Raw genomic sequence first — 20745 nt, 5'->3', positions numbered from 1 at the left:
CAATGCCTGCCCCTATCCGCAATAACGTTGAGATTTACCTAACTACTTGCTTTAATAAGCTCTTTAAATAAATTTAAATCCACGTTATTATCATTTAAATATTCGGGGTGCCACTGCACTCCTATGACGAATTTATGATTTTGTAATTCAATCGCCTCTATTATTCCGTCATTTGCCTTAGCCGATACAACAAGACCGCTCCCGACTCGATCAATTGCTTGATGATGGGTTGAGTTAACCATTACATGCGTTTTGTTATTTGTCATTGTTGCAAGTTTAGTACCCGCCTCAATAGTAATCGAGTGAGAAACTATATTTTTTGGGGTTGGTTGTTCGTGATTAATTATTATATCTTGATTATTATTTTTTATATAATCAGGTATATGCTGAATAAGATTACCGCCAAAGGCAATATTTAATAACTGCATTCCACGACATATCCCAAGAACAGGGATATTTCTTGCTAATGATTTTTTTAAAACCAGAATCTCAAACTCGTCACGTTCATTATTCGCAATAATTGCATCTTCGCTATATTCAGCTTCATAAAATTTAGGATGAATATCTTCGTCACCGCCCGGAATAACTACGCCGTCGATAATTGCCAGTAACTCGTTTATTGTCGTATTATCTTGATAAGGTAAAAGTAGCGGTACGCCACCGGCACGAATTATTGCATCGGCGTAATTTTTACGCAGGGCATACCAAGGAAAAGCAGCATAAATGTATTTTTCGCAGTTTTGAGCTAAATCGGGCGTAATACCGATTATTGGTTTTTTCTGCGTCATATTAACTATTCATAAATGAAGAATTAGTTTTAATGTTATTATTTTCCTACTTTTTCGATGTCATTCCCGTGTGAGCGTGGCGTTGTTGCATGGATCGAATTTTTGCAAAGCGTACAGTGTCATGCCGTGACTTGATCACGGCATCCAGCCTTTTTATTAAGGTTTTTTCTGGATACCGTGGTCAAGCCACGGCATGACACTATACGGTAAATTCGAGCCATGCAACAATGCCTCCTCGCAATGACGTTTAACCATCCACGCAACGATGCCAGCATCTTTGCCACAACAGAGTTTTCTTATATTAATTTATCGCCTTACTACTTTAGTATTAGAAAATGAATCATGTAACATTTTTCCATCCTTATTAAATAGCATCGCAATAATACTTAATATATAAAATACTCCTGTTAGATTTATTACTAAAGCTATAATAAATCTCCAAAATGCTTCTATAAAATTAATACTGCTACTATCATCACGTATTACTTTTATATTTAACAAGCATTTACCTAATGTACCTTGGCTTTTAGATGATTCAAAAAAAGCAAAATAACACGGAATTGAGATAGCCCATATAAGGAGCATAATAAGACTGAACATAGGTTCGTATTTACTCCCTTTTATGATAGGAATTAGTCTCGCAGCAAATAAGGTAATAAATATAATAACGAGTTTATCCACCAATATAGCAAAAAATCTTCTAAATATCATAATCTAATCCTCAATCCTCGGCGGTATTTCAAACGTATGGAATGGTGGCGGTGAGGTAAGTGTCCACTCTAAGGTATCTGCTCCCTCTCCCCAAGGATTAGCGGGACAATCTTTGCCGTATTTTAAAGTGTAAAATACGATAAACACAAAATAAAGTGCCGCTGCCATAGATATCCCTGCACCTATGGATGACACCATATTCCAGCCGGCGAAAGCCTCAGGGTAATCGGGTATTCTTCTCGGCATGCCGGCAAGCCCTAAAAAATGCTGCGGGAAGAATGTTAAATTAACGCCGATAAAGGTAATCCAGAAATGGATTTTTCCGAGTATTTCGGGATATTGCTTACCCGACATTTTACCAAACCAGTAATAAAAGCCGGCAAAAGCCGTGAATAAAGCACCGAGTGACATAGTATAATGAAAATGTGCCACAACATAATAAGTATCGTGTAACACTCTATCAAGTGCCGAATTTGACAGAATTATACCGGTTACGCCGCCGATGGTGAATAATATAATAAATCCTATCGAGAATAACATTGGCGTCGGAAAGGTAAGCGATCCTCCCCACATCGTCGCAATCCAGCTAAATATTTTTATGCCAGTTGGGACGGCGATAATCATCGTGCCGGCAGTAAAATATATTAAAGCATTATAAGACAGCCCGACGGTAAACATATGATGTGCCCATACTATAAAGCCGACAAAGCCGATAATAGCCATAGCGGCAACCATGCCTTGATAGCCGAATATCGGCTTTCTGGAGAAGGTAGAGATAACTTGGCTAACTATACCGAAGCCAGGCAACACTACTATATATACTTCAGGGTGACCGAAAAACCAAAATAAATGCTGAAATAATACCGGATCGCCGCCGCCGTCAGGTTTGAAAAAGTTAGTGCCAAAATTACGATCCGTTAATAACATAGTGATACCGCCGCCAAGTACCGGCATAGCTAAAATTATTAGAAAAGCAGTAACTAAAATAGACCAAACAAATAACGGCATTTTAAATAATCCCATGCCTGGAGCACGCATATTAAATATAGTAACGATTAAGTTAATCGAGCCTAAGATTGAGGATAATCCCGTTAAATGCAAGCTGAAAATAGCCATATCAACAGCAGCACCCGGATGCCCCGTAAGGCTGCTTAACGGAGGGTAAAGCGTCCAGCCCGTGCCTGGACCGCCGTCAACAAATGCCGAAAGCATAAGTAATAAAAAGGCGGGAACTAATAGCCAGAAGCTGATATTGTTAAGGCGTGGAAAAGCCATGTCCGGTGCACCTATTAGTAGCGGCACGAAATAATTACCGAACCCGCCGAATAAAGCCGGCATAATCATAAAGAACACCATAATTACTGCATGTGCAGTAATTAACACGTTATATAATTGGAAGTCATGATTTAGGAAATGACCGCCCGGCATAGCGAGCTCCAGCCTGAATAGCAGCGAGAACAATCCGCCGACAATCCCCGCAAAAATCGCAAATATGATATACATAATGCCGATATCTTTGTGATTAGTCGAGAAAAGCCACCGCCGCCAGCCGTAAGGGATGTGGTGATTGTGATCTAAGTCGTTAGTAGTTAAGTCCATAATTATTATTTTGCTTGTGTTAATTTTTCATTTTGTTTGTTCTTGCATAGCAATATGTCATTCCTGCAAGGCATTAACGTTGTTGCATGGCTCGAATTTTTGATGTCATTCCCGCGAAGGCGGGAATCCAGAAAATATTTAAACGAATTATATAGTAAATTTTTATATAATTTTGCTTATTTTAAGTGTTTTTTCTAGATTCCCGCCTTCGCGGGAATGACATATAGCACTTTTTTCGTGCCATGCAACAATTAAATCCTTACAAAAACTTTATCACATCTTGTGCGATAACTCTTTCTTCGTTTGTCGGGATGACGTAAACTTTGACTTTACTGTCTGTACTGCTGATTAGGTAGTTATTTTCTTGGTTTGCTTTATCGTCTAGCTTAATGCCGAACCATGCCAGTTTGTCGGTAATCATTTCTCGGATTATCGGGGAATTTTGCCCGACGCCGGCGGTAAAAATTAAACAATCAAGACCACCGAGTGAAGCCGTTAATTTTCCTATTTCTAACTGAATCCTATAAACAAAAAGCTCTATTGCAAATTTAGCATCGGCTGTTTTACTTTCTAATAAATCTCTAACGTCCGAGCTTTCCCCCAATACCCCAAGTAATCCTGATTGACGGTATAGTAAATTAGTTATCTCTGCTACCGTCATTTTTTTGCTTTCAAGAAGATAAAGTATTACGCCTGGATCAATTGAACCGGTACGAGTACCCATCATTAACCCCTCAAGTACGCTAAAGCCCATAGAGCTAGCAACGCTAATGCCGTTATCAAGTGCACACATACTACTACCGCTGCCTAAATGCCCGATAATAGTGTGCCGAGGCAAATCTTCTTTGACTATTTCTTTAAAATGATGGCTAACCCATTTATAAGATAGACCATGAAAGCCATAACGGTAAACCCCCTGTTCATAGTATTTTTTCGGTAAGCCGAACGCTTTGGCAAGCGGTGGATTAGTTGAATGAAAAGCCGTATCAAAGCATGCTACATGCGTTACTTCTTGATATTTTTGACGGAATAAATTTAGTACTTGTAAATTATAAGGTTGATGTAAAGGGCTTAAGGGAATTAAATCTTTTAACTCTTCGCTAATTTTTTCCGTAACGATAACGGGATTATTGAAATTTTTACCGCCATGAACAACACGGTGTCCCGTAGCGATTAAGTTTAATCCTTGTTGTTCATTCCACCATTCTACAAAAATATCAATCATCATGCTAATAGCATCATCGTTAATTTTCCGAGAAAGCACTTGCTCGGATTTATCTTTACTATTTAGATGAAATATTATTTCCTCATCATCTTTTTCTAAAAAAATACGATAAATTCTATCAGTAATTTTTTTATCCTGAATAGCAAAAATAGAAATTTTTAAACTGGAGGAACCGGCATTAGCTACTAATAGTACATCGCTCATTTGTCACCCTTATTTTTGGTGTTATGTAATTTTGCTTTCGCATCATGATAAATAAAGGAAGCGAGTACGCAGGAAATAACCCGCATATCCATCGGGTCGGATCTACTGGTTAAAATAATCGGTACACGTGCACCCAGGACAATCCCTGCCATAACGGCTTGACCTAAATATTTTAATTGTTTGGCAAGCATATTACCCGATTCAAGGTCGGGAACCACTAATATATCAGCATTTCCTGAGACTAGGGAGTTTATACCTTTTGCCTCGGCAGCAAATAAAGATATAGCATTATCAAATGCAAGCGGTCCGTCAACTATAGCGTTTGTAATCTGTCCACGATCTGCCATTTTGGATAAGGCAGCAGCATCAAGAGTAGTAGGAATTGAGGAGGTAACCGTCTCAACAGCGGATAATATCGCTACTCTGACTTGTTGATCACTTTTTATTATATGCATTAAATCAATAGCGTTCTGAACTATATCACGTTTGTCTTCTAGAGTAGGGCGGATATTAATAGCCGCATCGGTAATAATAAAAGGCTTAGGAAAGGTAGCAACTGCCATTAAAAAAGCATGGCTTATACGACGTTCGGTACGCAGTCCGTTTTCTTTATGAACTACTGCCGACATAAGCTCATCGGTATGCAGAGAGCCTTTCATAATTGCGGCAACCTCTCTTTTTTTTGCAAGCTCTACAGCTTTTTTTGCTGCGTCATGACTATGTTCAACGTCAATAATTTGGTAACCTTCAAGATTTAATCATTAACTTTGGCTACAGCCTCAATTTTATGCTGCGGACCGATAAAAATAGGCTTTATTACGTCAAATTGTGCAGCTCTAATTGCACCGAGTAGCGACTCTTTATCTGTTGGATGAACTACAGCAGTTTTAACCGGTTTAAAACCATCAACTTTAAGAAGTAGGTTAATGAAATGCTTTGCCGCTTCATCAAAATCGGGGTCATTAATTTCTTTTGGAGAAGTATAAGATTTACCTAATTTTTTAGCTAGAACGGCATCTAAAAATGTTTCGTTTATTAATTGTTTTGCCTTCATAAAAAACTCCTTAAAGTTGTTGGGTTAAATGTTATGCCGTCGTCAAGCCGGTGTTGTTGCGTGGCTCTAAAAAAGTGCTATATGTCATTCTAGCTAAAGGCGGGAATCCAGAAAAAACACTTAAAATAAATAAAATTATATAAAAATTTACTATATAATTCGCTTAAATATTCTCTGGATTCCCGCTTTCGTGGGAATGACATCAAAAATTCGAGCCATGCAACAACGCAGGTACAAGCCACGGCGGACGATTTTTCACATCCACGTTATTTCATATCTCTTAAATGCTCTTCCAATCTTCTAAGCTTTCTACCTTCATTTACGACCGGTTTTACGTATTCTGCCATTTTAGCATTTGCTCTATGCCGGTTAATTTCCTCAATCTGTGAGTTTACTTCATTTGTAATTACTTCTTTTCTATCTTCTATTTTTGTCAGCACTTCTCCACTATACTCAAAATTCTTAACGTCGGCTTTAAAATTGTTTATATCTGCAGTTATTTCATCTGAAGGTGTAGTTTTTTCTCTATGGTATTGCTCAAGTAGTGTCGGTATTTCTTCAGCTTTTATATCATCTCTTTTGTAATGATCTTTAAGAAGTGTATATTTTTCTTCAATATTTTGTTCGGCTTTTTCACGCATCATATTGTAATGATCTTCACGGCGAGTGTACCAATCCTCGTTTATTAACTCGGCATGTTTCGCATATGCATTATCAATCATTTGATGCATTTGAGAATCGGTAGCCTTCTCTCGCATAAATCTATCGCCCATAATTACCGGGTCTTCGCCTTCCGATAACTTATGTCGTATCTCATGCGTAAGTTTCTTTTTAGCTAAGTCTTCGTAATATGATACGTCGTCTTTTCTACCTTGCAGCTCTAGCCTTGCAAGATATTCGGGAGCTAGTACGTCCTCTTGAGTGCTAAGAGTTTCTTTATCTACCTGTAATTTTAGCTCTTTATAGTCACGTTCTCTATCCTTATCTTTTAAAGCTTCATCATAAGTTCTAAGTCTTGGGTCGGTATAATCAAAATCATGCCATGCTGCACCGGTTAGATTGCCCTCATAAGCATCTCGGAGGTCTTTACCTACTACTGCCGTTAATGCTCCTCGTTTTAGTCCTTCGTAACCGGCATATAGTTTTTCTCCTATAGCATAGCTCTTGGCATCTTTTAACTCTCTTTTTGTTTTAACTCGGTTCTGCATTTCTTGCCAGCTTCTAACGACTCCGATATTTTTACCGATTAAACCTACTCCTCTTCCTGACATTTCTTGATGGGTTTTAAAGTAAGCCTCTTGATAATCTTTAGCAAATTTTGCATCAATCGCAAGTTCACGCAGACTTTTTTCTCCTTCTTTAGGCTTCATAAGTTTGTCAAGCTCACTTTTTTGCTCTTTAGTTAAAGAATTATAATTTTTTCCTTCAAATTTAGTTTCAGCAAGCTTATCTCGTAATCCGCTATAATTTTTTGCAGATAATTTATTAAGTTCCTCCGAGTTAGTAACATTAGGGAATAATTTTTTAATAGCCCCTTGATAATCATTTTCTGCATTAACGTTTTTCACATCTTTAAGCTCTATGCCGTATTTTCTTTTAACTTCCGCTAAAACGCTCTTATTAGCCGATTTAGGATCAAGAGCTTCTTTCATCACCCTACCGGTCATATATTCTTCATATTTATCGGCAATAGGCTGAGTAATAAACTTTCTTTGTAAGGTATTTATACTCTTACCTGCTTTGCCGGCAGCATAATTCATCGGTTTATTAATTAGAGTTTGAATAGGACTATAAGCCTGGTTACCGATTTTTTGTATATTTGTTAAATTGCCTGAAGTATTCGATAAGAATTTTGCTAGCGATACTGCAGTATCATTAAACTTACTTAATAGATATACGGATACGAATATTAATAATAACCCGTCAAGTTGAACAAACTTACCGTTAATAAAATTAGAAACTCTTCGAGCATCTTTTATAAGATCTAAAAACGGTAATTCAATATAGCGGTTATCTATACATTCATATGCAGAGCAAAAAGTACCGTCATCTTTTTTATAGTCCGTAGGTACTAATATATTTGCTTTATGAAAATTATTTATTCCCCCTTTCATTGGCGACGGAAACCACCAATAAAATATTGAATCACCTAGACTCACGTCTAAATCTTCCGTAAAGCTACCGAATAGTTCGTTTATAGGACCTAAATTCGGAAAGTCATATTTGCATACTCCGAAACCGAGCGTAGAATATATTTCAGTTCTGATAATCATGGAAATGAAAGCAATTCCGGCAAATAATATAATAGGTTGTATGGCATAAGAAATTAATTGCCTTAACCAATTTTCAAATAACGAACGTGTTATACTAAATAACATAAAGCAAATAAATATCGGAGCCATAGTTATAATCATGCCGACAGCTATTAAAGCAGTAAGGTAGATAATGGTCGCTTTAAATACCAGCATGAAAATAAAGTAAAGAGCTATCAAATATAGAAAAATATATATAAACCCTAAAGGATCGACAAATAATAAAGAAAAAAGTTTAGAAAGAGTTTGTGGAGATATAAGTAGCCCTATAAGGCTTTGAGAGCCAGGACCGGTAGCGGAGGCTTCTTTTATTATTTGAAGTATTTGCGAAACCCCTTCAACAAAAAATACAAATATATAGTCATGGAAAAATGTCCAAGCTTGGGTGGAGCTTAATAATATAGATACAATACTAACTTTTAATATCCTAATTAGTAGCTCAACATGAGTAAGGTTTAGATTACCTATTAAGAAAGAAAAGCCGGTAAACATTATATATAATGTTAAAATAGCCGAAACGCTTAAACGATATCCCGGAGTATCAATTATATTTTGATATGTTTTTCTGACTATCCCTTGATCCGTATCGCTAGTTCCAAATAATTCTTTTTGTATTAAGTTTGTTAAAAATTCTAACGGATCGGGTCTAGTATCGCTAACCCCTGCTTTAATAACTACTCGATATTGTCCGCCGTTATCGTCATAAAATTTATCTAAAATTTTGAAATAAAGATTAGACTGAGCATAGTCGGAAGCTGTTACCCCGTCATATTGGTAATTTATTCCTCCCGACTGGACAAATTGACCGGTTTTATTAATGCTATAAAAATTATAACCGGTATTTGCGGTGTTTACGGGTTCACCGAGATGCCGTGTTATACCTTTTGGACTACGTTGACTATCGGGAGAACTATTAGGGTCGGAATTACGTGCCGCAATCAAAAAATAAAGCCCTACGCCGTTTTTAAGCAAGCACGGGGGATTAATAATAGGGGCGTCTTTTGGGGTAGGGCTAGGACACATATTGCCGTCTATAAACTGGCAGGTTTGTAGTCTTAGACAAAAAGCAGAGAGAGTATTAGTATTACTTTTTTGACCATACCAGGGACACCAAGCGGATAATTCTTGAGAAGTATTTTTATCGCCTGCTAGATAATCCCAGGGTCTAACTACTATAGTAAGCGGATAACCATTTACTTTATAGCCGCTATCACGCCACGGTGCGGATTGATCTCCTTCTTGTCTAGAAGTTAATTCTTCTGCTTTATACCGAGAAGAAATATTAAATTTTATAAAGCCGAAATCATCCGGATCGATACACCTATCACCGCTGCAACCTGACAGAAATAATAAAGATATTAATAAAATAACAAAAATATTTTTTTTCATTTTAAATTAAAGACTAAAGTTACTTTATGCATGTTGTATGGCTCCCAGAATCGTCATGGCGAGCGACTAAAAAGAGCGTTGTTGCATGGATAGGTTAAAGCATGTTCTATGTCATTCCCGCGAAGGCGGGAATCCAGAGAATATTTAAGCGAATTATATAGTAAATTTTTATATAATTTTGCCTATTTTAAGTATTTTTTCTGGATTCCCGCCTTCGCGGGAATGACATATAGCACTTTTTTAGAGCCACGCAACAACGCCCCTGTGCGAGAATGAGATTATAGAGTATCACTCTAAACCTTACTTCCCGCCTTCTTTATCGTCCTTCACGTCATTACGTGAAGAAAAAAGTTTATTGGTATATTCTTTACCTTTATTATCCGGTTTGCTTGCTGTGTAATTTTGGTCAATTACTTTATCTTTAAAAATTTTTGCCGGAGCTAATGCTGCATTTCCTATCGGTTTAGCTACCGAGCTTATATCTTTCATAATAGACTCCGTAGAATTAGAAATCGGCTGTTTATTACCTTCTATTCTAGCAGGCATAACATTTGTTAATTGTTGAACTACAATTGAAACATAATTTACTAATCCATAAGACATTAAACAATATGAGTAAAAGAGTAAAGCGGTAGTAAATAATACTAAGAAAGTATTAGTATCATGTGCTAAAAGGTTATCACTAGTAAGTGTAGGAACTTCCGGTATGAAAAAAGGTATGCCCGGCAAAAACGGTAAAGAAAAAGAATAACTTACCGGAATACCTAAATGGTTTAAATCAAATCCTATTTCTATCGGGATAAGTGTACCCCAGCAAGCTCTAACCACTACTTTTAAAAGTTGTTCGGATAATATTTGATCTACTAGCAAGAAAAAGATTAAGAGTATTGTTGGTTGCATCACATAACTAAGTAATGTCGATAACCAATTATCGAACAAGCTTTTAGTTTTTTCAAATAACATTAATATTATAAAAAACGGTGCTAAGGAAATCATAACGGACATGCCTATAAAAGCTATAATATAACCGATTATAACTTCTAATATGGCTCTGAAATAAAGTATAAGAGCATAAATAGTCATAATTGCTATAAACGCTAGACCGTTTTGAATTTGCAGAAGCTGAATAAAAAGTAATCCCCAAACTCTGCCGTTAGTATATTTATCAAATATAGGGTCAATGAAACCGAAAACATTAGCCTGAGAGCTGCTAGCCCCGACAACATTTCTGAAAAAATAATCAATACCGTTTATAAATGCACTAAATAAATATTTATTAAAAAAATCCCAGCTTTCCGGTTGAAGCAAAAAAGCTACTATAGCTATTTTAAATATTCTCGTTACAACCTCTTGTGCCGTTAATTTTAAAGCTCCCATTACAAACATTAACCCAAAGATAACGACATAAAGCGTTAATGATGCTTTAGCAATATTTTGGACAGCAGAATTTTTGAGTAATTTTCGATAAAAATTTTCCGTGAAAGTTTTAAATTGATCGGTAATAGGTTTTACTGCACCGTTATAAATTATATCCGAAAACCATGTCGTGCCGGTATAATTAGCATAATCTACGATAATCGAGCCTTGCGGTAGATAAGAGTTAGTGTTTGTTACTCTTAGCCACAGATAGCCGTCTTGATACGCATCGGTTGAAAAATCTTGGTCTATCGCTCTGCCTGAAGTTGAATTATCAGGTGTTGTACCGGCAGGTGCTATAAGATATTCTACTTTTATATTGTTTAGGTCGGCATTACTAACGGTGTTATCGCCGCTACCTATTTCTATTTGAAATTGATAGCTACCGAAATGTATGAATTTAGCACCCCATTTAATACTATTAATATATGTTGAAAAACTATTAAAATCACTAAATTGCAGCCAATCGCTCATCTTAGAAGATTGGTCAAACATACCGCTAATCGGTAAATCGGCGGTAAAATCTAAATCACCGCCGATAGTTGATTTATAATAAAGAAACGGAAACATATAACCGCTTATTTCTATAAGCGGGGTTCCTGCCGGTTTTATGATTTGACTATTGATTTTTATTGCCATATCTGTACCGTACCGATAATAGCAAGCAGCAGAATTATCGCTTATAGGATAAGAGCATACCGTTATTTGATCCATAAGGCTTTTAGCTCTACTTGACGTAAAAGCTTGTCCTACCAGTGCCATACTATTATTGCCTATATAGCGAGTATTTACCCCACTTCCTTCACAGAAGCTATTATTTCGAGCCGGATCGAGAATGTTACATATTTTATCTGCAGTACCGTATAATATTCTGTTATCTCCACCGCTTATAGTAGGATTCGTGTAAAGTGCTGAAGCAGCAAGTACATTACTTAGTCCAAGCTCTTGAGTCAAAACGTTGTTTTTAGTTGCAGCACTAAAAAAGCTAGATGGAGAAATAAATTTTAAATTTATCACATCTCCTATTTCAACTCGAATTTTTTTCCTTCCTCCGGCAAAATTAATATAATTAATATAATCCTGCATTTTAGGAAATGCTATAGCACCAAGGTCTTTATCCTCAGGGTTAGAAGTAAATGCCGGAAAATCATTAGCCTCGTATTGTTTAGTTTGGTAATTATAAGTTTTAATGAAAATTTGCGGTTTATCAAATCTAGGATCTATACGATATAATACTAAATATTTTCTAGGTTGTGGTGTTATTCCTGTCGTAACCCAACTAAATTTTATTGATTTACCTTTTTCAACGTTGTTGCCGGTTGATTGCCAAACTCCGGAATTTGCAATATCAAGCGATGTTTTGCCGGTTTTAAAGCTAGTAAATTCCGGAATCTCTAGGCAACCGAATAAATTTTTTAATTCTGAAGGGTTAGTTGACATCCACGTAAACGTATCATCGGCTTTGACCGGTGATACGTTTAGCAGAATCAATAAAACTAATCCTTTTAGAATTTTTATCATATTTTGTAACTTTTGGTAGTATTTATTAGGTCTTTAGAAAATGCTGCCATGCCGTGGTCAAGCCCTATAGTGTACGAACGTTTAAATAAAGAGGTACAAATTCTGTCATTCCGTGGCTACGACCACGGAATCCAGATTATAATATCATAAAAAGACTCTAAAATAAGTCTAATATGGCTTTATTTTTCTGGATGCCGTGATCAAGTCACGGCATGACACAGGCTTTTTTCAACGTTCGTACACTTCTGGGTCAAGCCACGGTATGACACCGGTATTGCGGATTGACATTACTACTTATCCTTCTTTTCTTCACCGCTATTTTCCGGCTTTTTATTTTCGGGCTCGGTTTTACTATTTTTTTGAGCCTTGTCCAAGGTGCTATTGCGAGTTTTTAACCTTTGTTTAACCGCTTGACCAATTTTAGCTCTCGATTCTTTATCCATCCCTACTTGTTTTAATGCTCCGGTTTCAGCTGCATCCGACATTGCTCCGCCTATTTTTGTTGCGGAAGGTCCGGCAGCACTCGTTAGCTTTGCTACCATCTCGCCGGAAAATTCCACATAACCGTACATACCGTATGCAATAATTACTAAAGCGATGATATGTTGCATATTAACGCCCATCATACACGAATTGTAATCCATGCCCCACGGAGCAAACCAATTAATGCAAAAAATCGGTACGTTAAGTAAAGCAACAGGAAGAATTGTACCTATAAACGGAATTTTTATAGCTAGTGAGCATTTCCAGCAAACACTATATCCTAAAACAAAATCTAAATAAATTGTGAATAATTGAGTAAGTACGATAATGCCTGCCATCAGAATTACCGGTTCAAGCATATATCTAAATGTAAATCTTACCCAGTTATCAAATAAATATCTGGTAAAATCAAATAACATAAAAGTAAGAAATAAAGGACCTACACCTATTAATATACAAGTTGCCATAAATGCCATAATGTAAACGGCTACCGCTCGAAGAGCCGTAATAATTACAATTACTATAGCAACAAAAACAATGATAAAGTAAATTATTCCACTAAGTCCTAAAGAAAGTAGTGCTAGTAATTGAGCAATAAATGTTTGACTAAAGAATATTTTACTCATTACCGCATCTAAAAACATAAACGGATTAGAAATTGTATTAGTAGAAGTAAATAAACTATATCCGCTCATATTAGAAATGATTTCATCGGAAAAACCGGTGATCGCATTAAATAGGTAATGATTAAAAAATTCAAAAGTATTGCCGTTCATCAGCCCGCTAACAATACCGATCTTTATTATCCTAATTACTAATTCTTGTTGATTTATTTTAACAAATCCAAGTAAATACATCGCTCCGTAAACCATAACATATAGGATTAGCATTGCTTTAATATAATTGAAAAAATTAGTACAAGAAGAGTTATCACTTCTATTATAGCAAATCATATTCTGAAAAATACTTTCAGCAGCACTTTGGACTTTAGTTTTAAATAATGTGAGCAGGGGCGTCATGACTTTAATAGTAAAGCTTCCTACTTGCTGGGAAGTAGAAAACTTTACTTGATAGCTACCTTCGCTGTTTTGATAATCTTGTTGATCATTTAAAATTCTCATCCATAAATAACCGTCGCCGCTCACGGTAGCTGTTGCCTTACCGTCACTATCGACGTCAATTCCGGAGGGGGAGTAAGATTTGCCGCTAGAATTTGGATTTTTGGCAGAAGCTACCGTTATATATTGTACTTTACCGCGCTCGGTAAAAATATCGGTGAAACTATTCCCGTTTTCTCTATAACATTTGGTTTGTTTAATATTTAAAACATATCCTCCCGTATTTTTGCTAGCATCTTGTGCCGGAGGACTCCAAAGGCGGTATTGTAAGTAACTTTTGTAGACGTTAGTATTAAAAGGTATATTATAGATAACTTTGTAAATATCACCGTATTCGGCCGGTTGCTCTGAAGCAGCTACAAAATTAGCAAATTGGGTAATACCGATATTTTTATCGACAGTGCCGGAAGCATTCATTTGCCATATTAGTCCTGTCGGACCCTTACCGCCGTTACCGTCAGCCGTATACCAAAAATACTTTAATTTTGAAAGCTGCGATTCTTCTAGGGTGCCTTGGCACGTGCCAGATGTCCACCCTCCGTTACATTTCCCTTTTATAAACTCTAAATTTTTTGGGGAGCGATCAGTAACTATATCAGGACACTGTCCGTTTGGTTGTGTTCTAGAATTATTAGCACATTCTAAATTTAAAAAATCAGTAAATAACTTACTTAAATCATCAGACCAGGGAACAGTAAAAGTTCCGTCATCTTTATAGGGATCAGGCATCGAACTAGTAATATTTAACCATGCCCCGCATGAATCACATATATATTCTCCACAGCATATCCCTAATACACAAGGACACCCTAATGCACACCCTCCCAAAAAACTTGTATCACAATAATGATGATAATTACATTTCCAATAATCACTTTGCCATTTACAATCAGAAGTATATTCACCTGAATAAACAGAATATCTGCCGCATATCGGGCTATATGAGGTTTTGCTTTGAGTACAATCTGCCGTAACAACGGTATTTTTAAACGCATCGGGTACGCCGCCGTTATAGTTCGGTGAAATAGAAACTACAATTCGGTCATTATTATATAATTCGGTGATGTTACGCCATTCAGCGTTTTTGGCATCAATTATTAAAGATATCGGCGGGGTGTTAACGTCCGTAACGCGAGGAATAGGTATTTGCTTACCCTTATCATCTAAATTAGATTTACCCGGTCTTGTTTGTTCCGTAAACTGTAAATTATCTTTCGGTATATAAGCAAGGCATAAGCTAAGTTGCCCCTCTATCTGTAATTTAAGTACTTGCTGATCCTGAACCGAAATATTAGTATTTAACCATTCCCCATAACGATTAGGATCGGGAGTAAGCTGCATCGTGCCGTCAGGCAGCATAGTAGAAATATTAGCATAGTTAGCGTTAGCGTTAAGTGTAACCGTATCGGTAATAGCATCCGTTCCGCCTTTACCGCTATCGTTATACCTCATGAAGCAGCCGTTGCCCATGTTAACGGCTCCTATCATAGCAAGTGCTGCAAGAATAAAACACACTAACGTTGCTATTATTGCAACCCCACCTAAAACTTTTAATAAATTACCTTGCATATTACTTTACTTACCTCCTTTGGCTAGAAGATCACTAGCACCGCCGCCGCTTGTGCTTTTCGAATCTCCTGCCTGCGGTCCGCCGCTGCGTTTTCCTCCGCCTCCCGGGGCTTCCATTGCAGGCGGTTTACCTTGTGTCGTTTGTGCCGCATCTTTAACAAAAGCTGCTCCTTGCTTTACTAAATCGACAATTTTAGTCGGGCTTGCCGTTACTGAATCCATATTAGGTCCACTAGTCAAATCCGAGGCAAATTGTCCGATAGATTTGGAAAAATAGTAAAAAATAATTGAAAAAACTAATACACATAGAAGTTCGGCAAGGATGGAAATTACGTCTTTAACAATTGATTTTATAGGGAAAAGTATTAATAAATGTTTTTCCCATCCCTGTCCTGCATAATATTGTAATAATTTATATCCTAAGCTATTTTGGCATTGAGTTTTATCGCTATCCGGTAGCCTCAGTTCAAAAGTACTGAATTTAATATTATTATTTGCGTAATCATGCCTTAAAAATTCACAATTTTTATATATTGCCGAATCGTACATAGTAAGCAACAATGCTATAAAACCGGCTATTATCGCCGGTTGCAGTGCGCAAGATAAACAAATTTTTAGCCATGAATCAAAATAAGCTTTTGTTCTAGTAAATAACATCATCGGAATAAATATAGGGGAGATATATGTCATAACATATATGGTAATTAGGCATACTAAATAATGTGTTATAAAATATAAGACTATCGATAAAAATATTATAGAAAATAATAATCCTGATGCTAATATTATAATATTTCCCGCCATGAAAAATCCAAACATGACCGTAAAAAATTTAAGTGATCCTGTTTTGCTTAAATCATCGGGGCTATTTGAGTCCGGCGTGCCTAAATCCAGTATGGGGCTATTATTACCTTTACCGTTGGTGGTACCGGAGAACCGGCTTAAAATTCCGCCGCTATCGATATTATAAAGTAAATCCATCCCCAGATAATAACCTATTCGACAATCAATAGCATCCCATAGGGCATAAAATTGATATCCGGCAGGGTATTTTGTCGTGTCAAATTCACATAAACCTCGAGAGCCGCCGGCGTTAAATACTATTTGAGCAAATTCCGGTGCAATTCCCGTTAATAACGGTAAACCGTATTTGAGCATGCCATTTTCTTGAGATGGTTTGCCCGATTGCAAAGTTATCGCTCCAAGACCGATAGCAAAATAAGTAACAAATAAAAATTTTATAACGAAAATTGCAATCTTATCGATATTTGCATAATCCTTATTTAATATCATATTAAAGCCGAAAAACATCGTATAAAGAATTAATGCGGCACCGATAGTGCTTTTTAAATATCCTTGAAATATAGGAAATGAGGTAAGATTAGTTATACTAATACTTTGATCTTGAGGGGTGCAGCTAGTTTCTCTAAAAAATACTTTATCAAGCGTTTCTTTTAAACAATCAACGGCAAGACCGGAAAAATTAAGTAACGATTGACTACGATTTTCTTGCATGTAACAGCTTTTTCCGACATTGCTACAATCAGGAATCGGCGAAGGAGGGGGAGGAGTGTAAGAAACATTTTTACAAACTAGCGGTAATGGTCCTTGTGGAGTAGGCATAAACAAGCAAAGTAAATTTTGCTGTCTTTTTGCAGTTAAAACAATGTCTTTCATGAAAACATTACCGCCTAAATTTGGATTATTCGGCGTTATTGCACCAAGAACGACAGAATTATTTTCTGCTATTACAACTCGTGTACTATGCCCTACAGAAAGGTCGGGATTAGCCTTTATGGCGATTAATATACGTTTATCGTTTGGGTCACAATAAGTATTTCCGTCATTTTGCCATCCTTTTCCGTTAATGTTCCGTCTTACTTGACCGTATGCAGTGTCATTTAAATATTGATCCGGTGTAAAAGGCAAAGAAGTACAGGAGTCACCGTAATTACCGGCAGCGTAAATATTTAACGCTCCAAATATCAGATAAATATATATAAAAATTTGTATGGATTTACTAATTTTCATCAGTACCTCTATCCATTTTTTTGCTATTCGGTCCGGCTCGTCCTCCGCCGCTACGTAATAGCTCTTCTCTTTCTTTCTCCAAGGCTGCTTTGCGTTCACGAATTTCAGCGTTGCGTTTTTCTTGTTTTATAAATCCTGTTTCTCCTTGTTTCTTTTCATGGCTTTCTTGTTCATTTAAGTCTTTATTGTCGGCTAAGCCGTATGCCTTTTTCTTAGTAGAAACATTATCTTGTTTATCTTCTTTTATACTTGCTGTTTTACGTTCGATATTGAGCTGTCCTGATAAATCTTCAAATTTTTTGCTATTTGGTCCGGCTCGTCCTCCGCCACTGCGTAATAGCTCTTCTCTTTCTTTCTCCGAGGCTGCTTTGCGTTCACGAATTTCAGCGTTGCGTTTTTCTTGTTTTATAAATCCTGTTTCTCCTTGTTTCTTTTCATGGCTTTCTTGTTCATTTAAGTCTTTATTGTCGGCTAAGCCGTATGCCTTTTTCTTAGTAGAAACATTATCTTGTTTATCTTCTTTTATACTTGCTGTTTTACGTTCGATATTAAGTTGTCCTGATAAATCTTCAAATGTATCGGCTTCGTTAATGTTCTTTATTCGCTTTTCTTGTTTTGAAGAGTCGGGTAGTTTGTCGGTATCATCTTTTATAGGGTCTTTTTTCTCTTCTTTACTACTATCTAAGCTAGTCGGCGAAGGTGCAATATCAGGTGACTTTAAGCTAGAAGGCGTTGCAATAGAAGCTCTCATATTAGTAAGACTGTCACTAGTTGTAGTTTCGGATTTTTCTTGAGTAGGAGAGGGTGCTCCTCCACCGCTAGAAGTAGATACTCTATTACTAGAAGTACTTGCGGGTGTTGATGCAGTTCCTCCACTACTACTAATTGAGCCGCTACTAGCTTTTCCGCCGCCGCTGCTATTTAAGTCCCTACTAGCACCGCCGCTTGTTGCTAGATTGTCTCTTGATTTTCCACCGCTGCTACTCTTGATATCTCCCGGCTTACCGCCGCCCTTTGCTACGTTGTCTAAGGCTTTAGTTGCTTGACCCGCCATTGCTAGACCTGCCATAGCGGCTTTAAAAATTGCTTGCGGTTTTATAGCAACATTGCTAAGGGCAACTCCTTCCGTCATATCAGCAGCAAATTCAGCTAATTGGCTACTAAAATTATACATTAAATACAAAGTAAAACAGGCAGTAATTAGTGCTAAAAGAATATCTTTGATTTTTTCAAAAAGTACTTTCGGTGATATAAAAAACATTCCGGGTCCTAAAATAATACCGGATAAAAATTGAAATTTAGCTAAATATTTATCTGTTTCGGTAGCACCCGGTTTTTCCTTGATTATTTCATCTAAACTATCTTTACCGAAATCAAACATTGTGGAAAGAGGGTTATTTAGCATATAACCCAAACTACTTTTACAGCTATCCGCTTCCTCTTTGGTATATTTATTCCAATCATTATCGATATAAAATATTAATACGTCTCGGCTTGTTTTTCCTCCGCTTTGATATACATTTTCTATACTATTATGTATTAACTTATTGGTATATTTACACTTGCCGTAAAAACCGAAATCGTAAACCGAAAACATAGTAATCATAAAGGTTGTTACAACCATAGGCTGTAGTAAAAAAGATATTAAGAGCTTAACCCACTGGTCAAAATAACCTCGAGTATATTGAAATAAAAGCATCGGTACGAAAAGAGGAGCTAAAATGCCGAGTATTACTATCGATATCATACACATAACGGTAGCGTTGACCATAAATGCAGCAACCGAAATTACTAATAGCGGATAAGAAAGGGCAATTGAGACAAGCGTCATATTCCCTGAAATTATAGCCGGAATTAATAAATAAACATAAGGCGGTGCACTAAAGCTAAAAAAATCGAAATTCTTAAAATCATGGGCTTTATAAGCATTTTCTACATATAAAGTAGATAGCATATCAAGACCTAGATAGTGAGCTACTCGGCAATCTAACGCATCCCATAAAGCTATATAAGCAATTTTACTATCATATTGAATGTCAGAGCCGTTAAATTTACATAAATCAGACGGAGATGCATTCATTACCCAACTCGCAAGACCGCTTATGGCGTTAAGCAAAAAAGGAAAAACAAATTGAATCATTCCGTCTAACCGATCATAGTTAGATGTGTTGCCGGGTGTTATATTGATGCCTATTGAAAAATAAGTTACAAATAACATTTTTAATATAAAATTTATGAATTCCGCTTTTGGCGGTACTTCTCCTGCAAGAATTATTTTAAAACCGAAGAAAATGACATAGAGAGTTAATAGAGCCGTAACTATTTTATGCATATTTACTTGAAACTGAAATAAAGCACTGCTATTCCTTTTCGACGGATCGGTAATTACCTGATTAATATCGTCAAAACTACATACGTCTCTGCTAATTAGTAGCCTTGCCGTCATCTCTTTAATGCATTCTATTAAAGGTGCGGTTATTACGACGGCAGTTTTTGAGTTATTATACGCTCTTTGATAACATCCTCCGTCTGCTGCCGAACTACATTCGACTAATGCTAACGGATCGGTAGGGTCGGTAGACTCAGAAGGAGCTGAAGAATCACCGCTTATATCCATAAAGTTTGAATATATAGATTTCGGGAAAGGTTCCTTGATATATTTACACCCTACCGGTATATACCCTGTCATTCCTATTGTTGATACGCATATACGGTCATTGTCTTGAATAACTTTCCACGGTATAGCAGGAAAGCCTAAATCAAACATTGTGCCGCTAACGCCAGGCTTAGCCGTATATATATTGTGATAATCTGCTTCGTTATTTTTCCATGAATCTTTAATATCTTCCCACGGGTCATCGCCGGTAAGTACGGCTTTAGCTATAGCAATAGCGGAATCTGCGACTGCCTTTGTTCTTACTAAAGCTAATTTAGCGTTGCTACATAAAGCGAAAGTTAATTTGAGATCATCAGGGTCGGCTCTATTGTTTCGTGTACATTGCCCACCCGGAAAATCTTTATCAAATAATTCATGATCATTTATTTTTAGGCGTAAAAACGTATTTATATAGGGTCCAGGAGAAACAAGATTCATGACTGCAAAAGTAAAAAACGGTGCAGGTATACAAGTATGAGAAAATTCAGAGCGTAATAAATTCCCTACTCCTTGAGTTTCACAAGTCAAATTGGTTAGAATACCTGTTATAGTATCTAGTGTATCGTCAGCAGATGCGTTATTTATACCACTGAAATTTAACGTGCAGCTTAATATCAAAATTTTGATTATAGTATGGGGAAAAAATTTCATGACGTAATGCGTGCCTCT

Annotated in this window: 9 protein-coding genes and 1 pseudogene; all 10 read right to left on the bottom strand. The window is 36.7% G+C overall.

Features of this window, described 5'->3' with window-relative positions:
- Positions 1 to 38 precede the first annotated feature (38 nt).
- Positions 39 to 788: a gamma-glutamyl-gamma-aminobutyrate hydrolase family protein gene (locus AAGD48_RS07700; RefSeq protein WP_341789626.1), complete on the bottom strand. Its 750-nt coding sequence runs from the start codon at positions 786 to 788 to the stop codon at positions 39 to 41.
- 306 nt (positions 789 to 1094) lie between these two features.
- A complete protein-coding gene (locus AAGD48_RS07695; protein WP_341789625.1) occupies positions 1095 to 1499 on the bottom strand; it encodes an RDD family protein in 405 nt (134 codons plus the stop codon).
- Between the two features lie 3 nt (positions 1500 to 1502).
- Complete coding sequence (gene ctaD / locus AAGD48_RS07690) at positions 1503 to 3098, bottom strand: cytochrome c oxidase subunit I (protein ID WP_341789624.1); 1596 nt, start codon at positions 3096 to 3098, stop codon at positions 1503 to 1505.
- Positions 3099 to 3357: 259 nt separating this feature from the next.
- On the bottom strand, positions 3358 to 4527 hold the full coding sequence (locus AAGD48_RS07685; protein ID WP_341789623.1) for an acetate/propionate family kinase: 1170 nt from the start codon (positions 4525 to 4527) through the stop codon (positions 3358 to 3360).
- Positions 4524 to 5581, bottom strand: a pseudogene (locus tag AAGD48_RS07680) (phosphate acetyltransferase). The gene AAGD48_RS07685 and the pseudogene AAGD48_RS07680 overlap by 4 nt, the downstream one beginning before the upstream one ends.
- Positions 5582 to 5847: 266 nt before the next feature.
- Positions 5848 to 9282, bottom strand: a complete 3435-nt coding sequence (locus tag AAGD48_RS07675; RefSeq protein WP_341789622.1) for a type IV secretion system protein — start codon at positions 9280 to 9282, stop codon at positions 5848 to 5850.
- A gap of 300 nt (positions 9283 to 9582) precedes the next feature.
- Entirely contained in the window at positions 9583 to 12216 is a 2634-nt protein-coding gene (locus AAGD48_RS07670; RefSeq protein ID WP_341790768.1) for a type IV secretion system protein, read from the bottom strand.
- A 293-nt stretch (positions 12217 to 12509) separates the two neighbouring features.
- Positions 12510 to 15389 carry a type IV secretion system protein gene (locus AAGD48_RS07665; protein WP_341789621.1) on the bottom strand — a complete coding sequence of 960 codons (2880 nt, stop codon included), beginning with the start codon at positions 15387 to 15389 and terminating at the stop codon, positions 12510 to 12512.
- 6 nt (positions 15390 to 15395) lie between these two features.
- Positions 15396 to 17420, bottom strand: coding sequence for a type IV secretion system protein (locus tag AAGD48_RS07660; protein ID WP_341789620.1), 2025 nt, complete (start codon positions 17418 to 17420; stop codon positions 15396 to 15398).
- Complete coding sequence (locus AAGD48_RS07655) at positions 17410 to 20727, bottom strand: type IV secretion system protein (protein WP_341789619.1); 3318 nt, start codon at positions 20725 to 20727, stop codon at positions 17410 to 17412. Before AAGD48_RS07655 ends, AAGD48_RS07660 begins: the two co-directional genes overlap by 11 nt.
- Positions 20728 to 20745: the final 18 nt, after the last annotated feature.

The organism is Rickettsia endosymbiont of Polydrusus tereticollis, assembly GCF_964026385.1.
Classification (GTDB): domain Bacteria; phylum Pseudomonadota; class Alphaproteobacteria; order Rickettsiales; family Rickettsiaceae; genus Rickettsia.
Note: the sequence above shows the minus strand (reverse complement) of the source record. Positions and strands in the feature narration are given on the sequence as shown.

Excerpts from the sequence above, each read along its gene's own strand:
- AAGD48_RS07700 (WP_341789626.1), bottom strand. The coding sequence starts at position 788 with ATGACGCAGAAAAAACCAATAATCGGTATTACGCCCGATTTAGCTCAA.
- AAGD48_RS07695 (WP_341789625.1), bottom strand. The coding sequence starts at position 1,499 with ATGATATTTAGAAGATTTTTTGCTATATTGGTGGATAAACTCGTTATT.
- ctaD (WP_341789624.1), bottom strand. The coding sequence starts at position 3,098 with ATGGACTTAACTACTAACGACTTAGATCACAATCACCACATCCCTTAC.
- AAGD48_RS07685 (WP_341789623.1), bottom strand. The coding sequence starts at position 4,527 with ATGAGCGATGTACTATTAGTAGCTAATGCCGGTTCCTCCAGTTTAAAA.
- AAGD48_RS07675 (WP_341789622.1), bottom strand. The coding sequence starts at position 9,282 with ATGAAAAAAAATATTTTTGTTATTTTATTAATATCTTTATTATTTCTG.
- AAGD48_RS07665 (WP_341789621.1), bottom strand. The coding sequence starts at position 15,389 with ATGCAAGGTAATTTATTAAAAGTTTTAGGTGGGGTTGCAATAATAGCA.
- AAGD48_RS07660 (WP_341789620.1), bottom strand. The coding sequence starts at position 17,420 with ATGAAAATTAGTAAATCCATACAAATTTTTATATATATTTATCTGATA.
- AAGD48_RS07655 (WP_341789619.1), bottom strand. The coding sequence starts at position 20,727 with ATGAAATTTTTTCCCCATACTATAATCAAAATTTTGATATTAAGCTGC.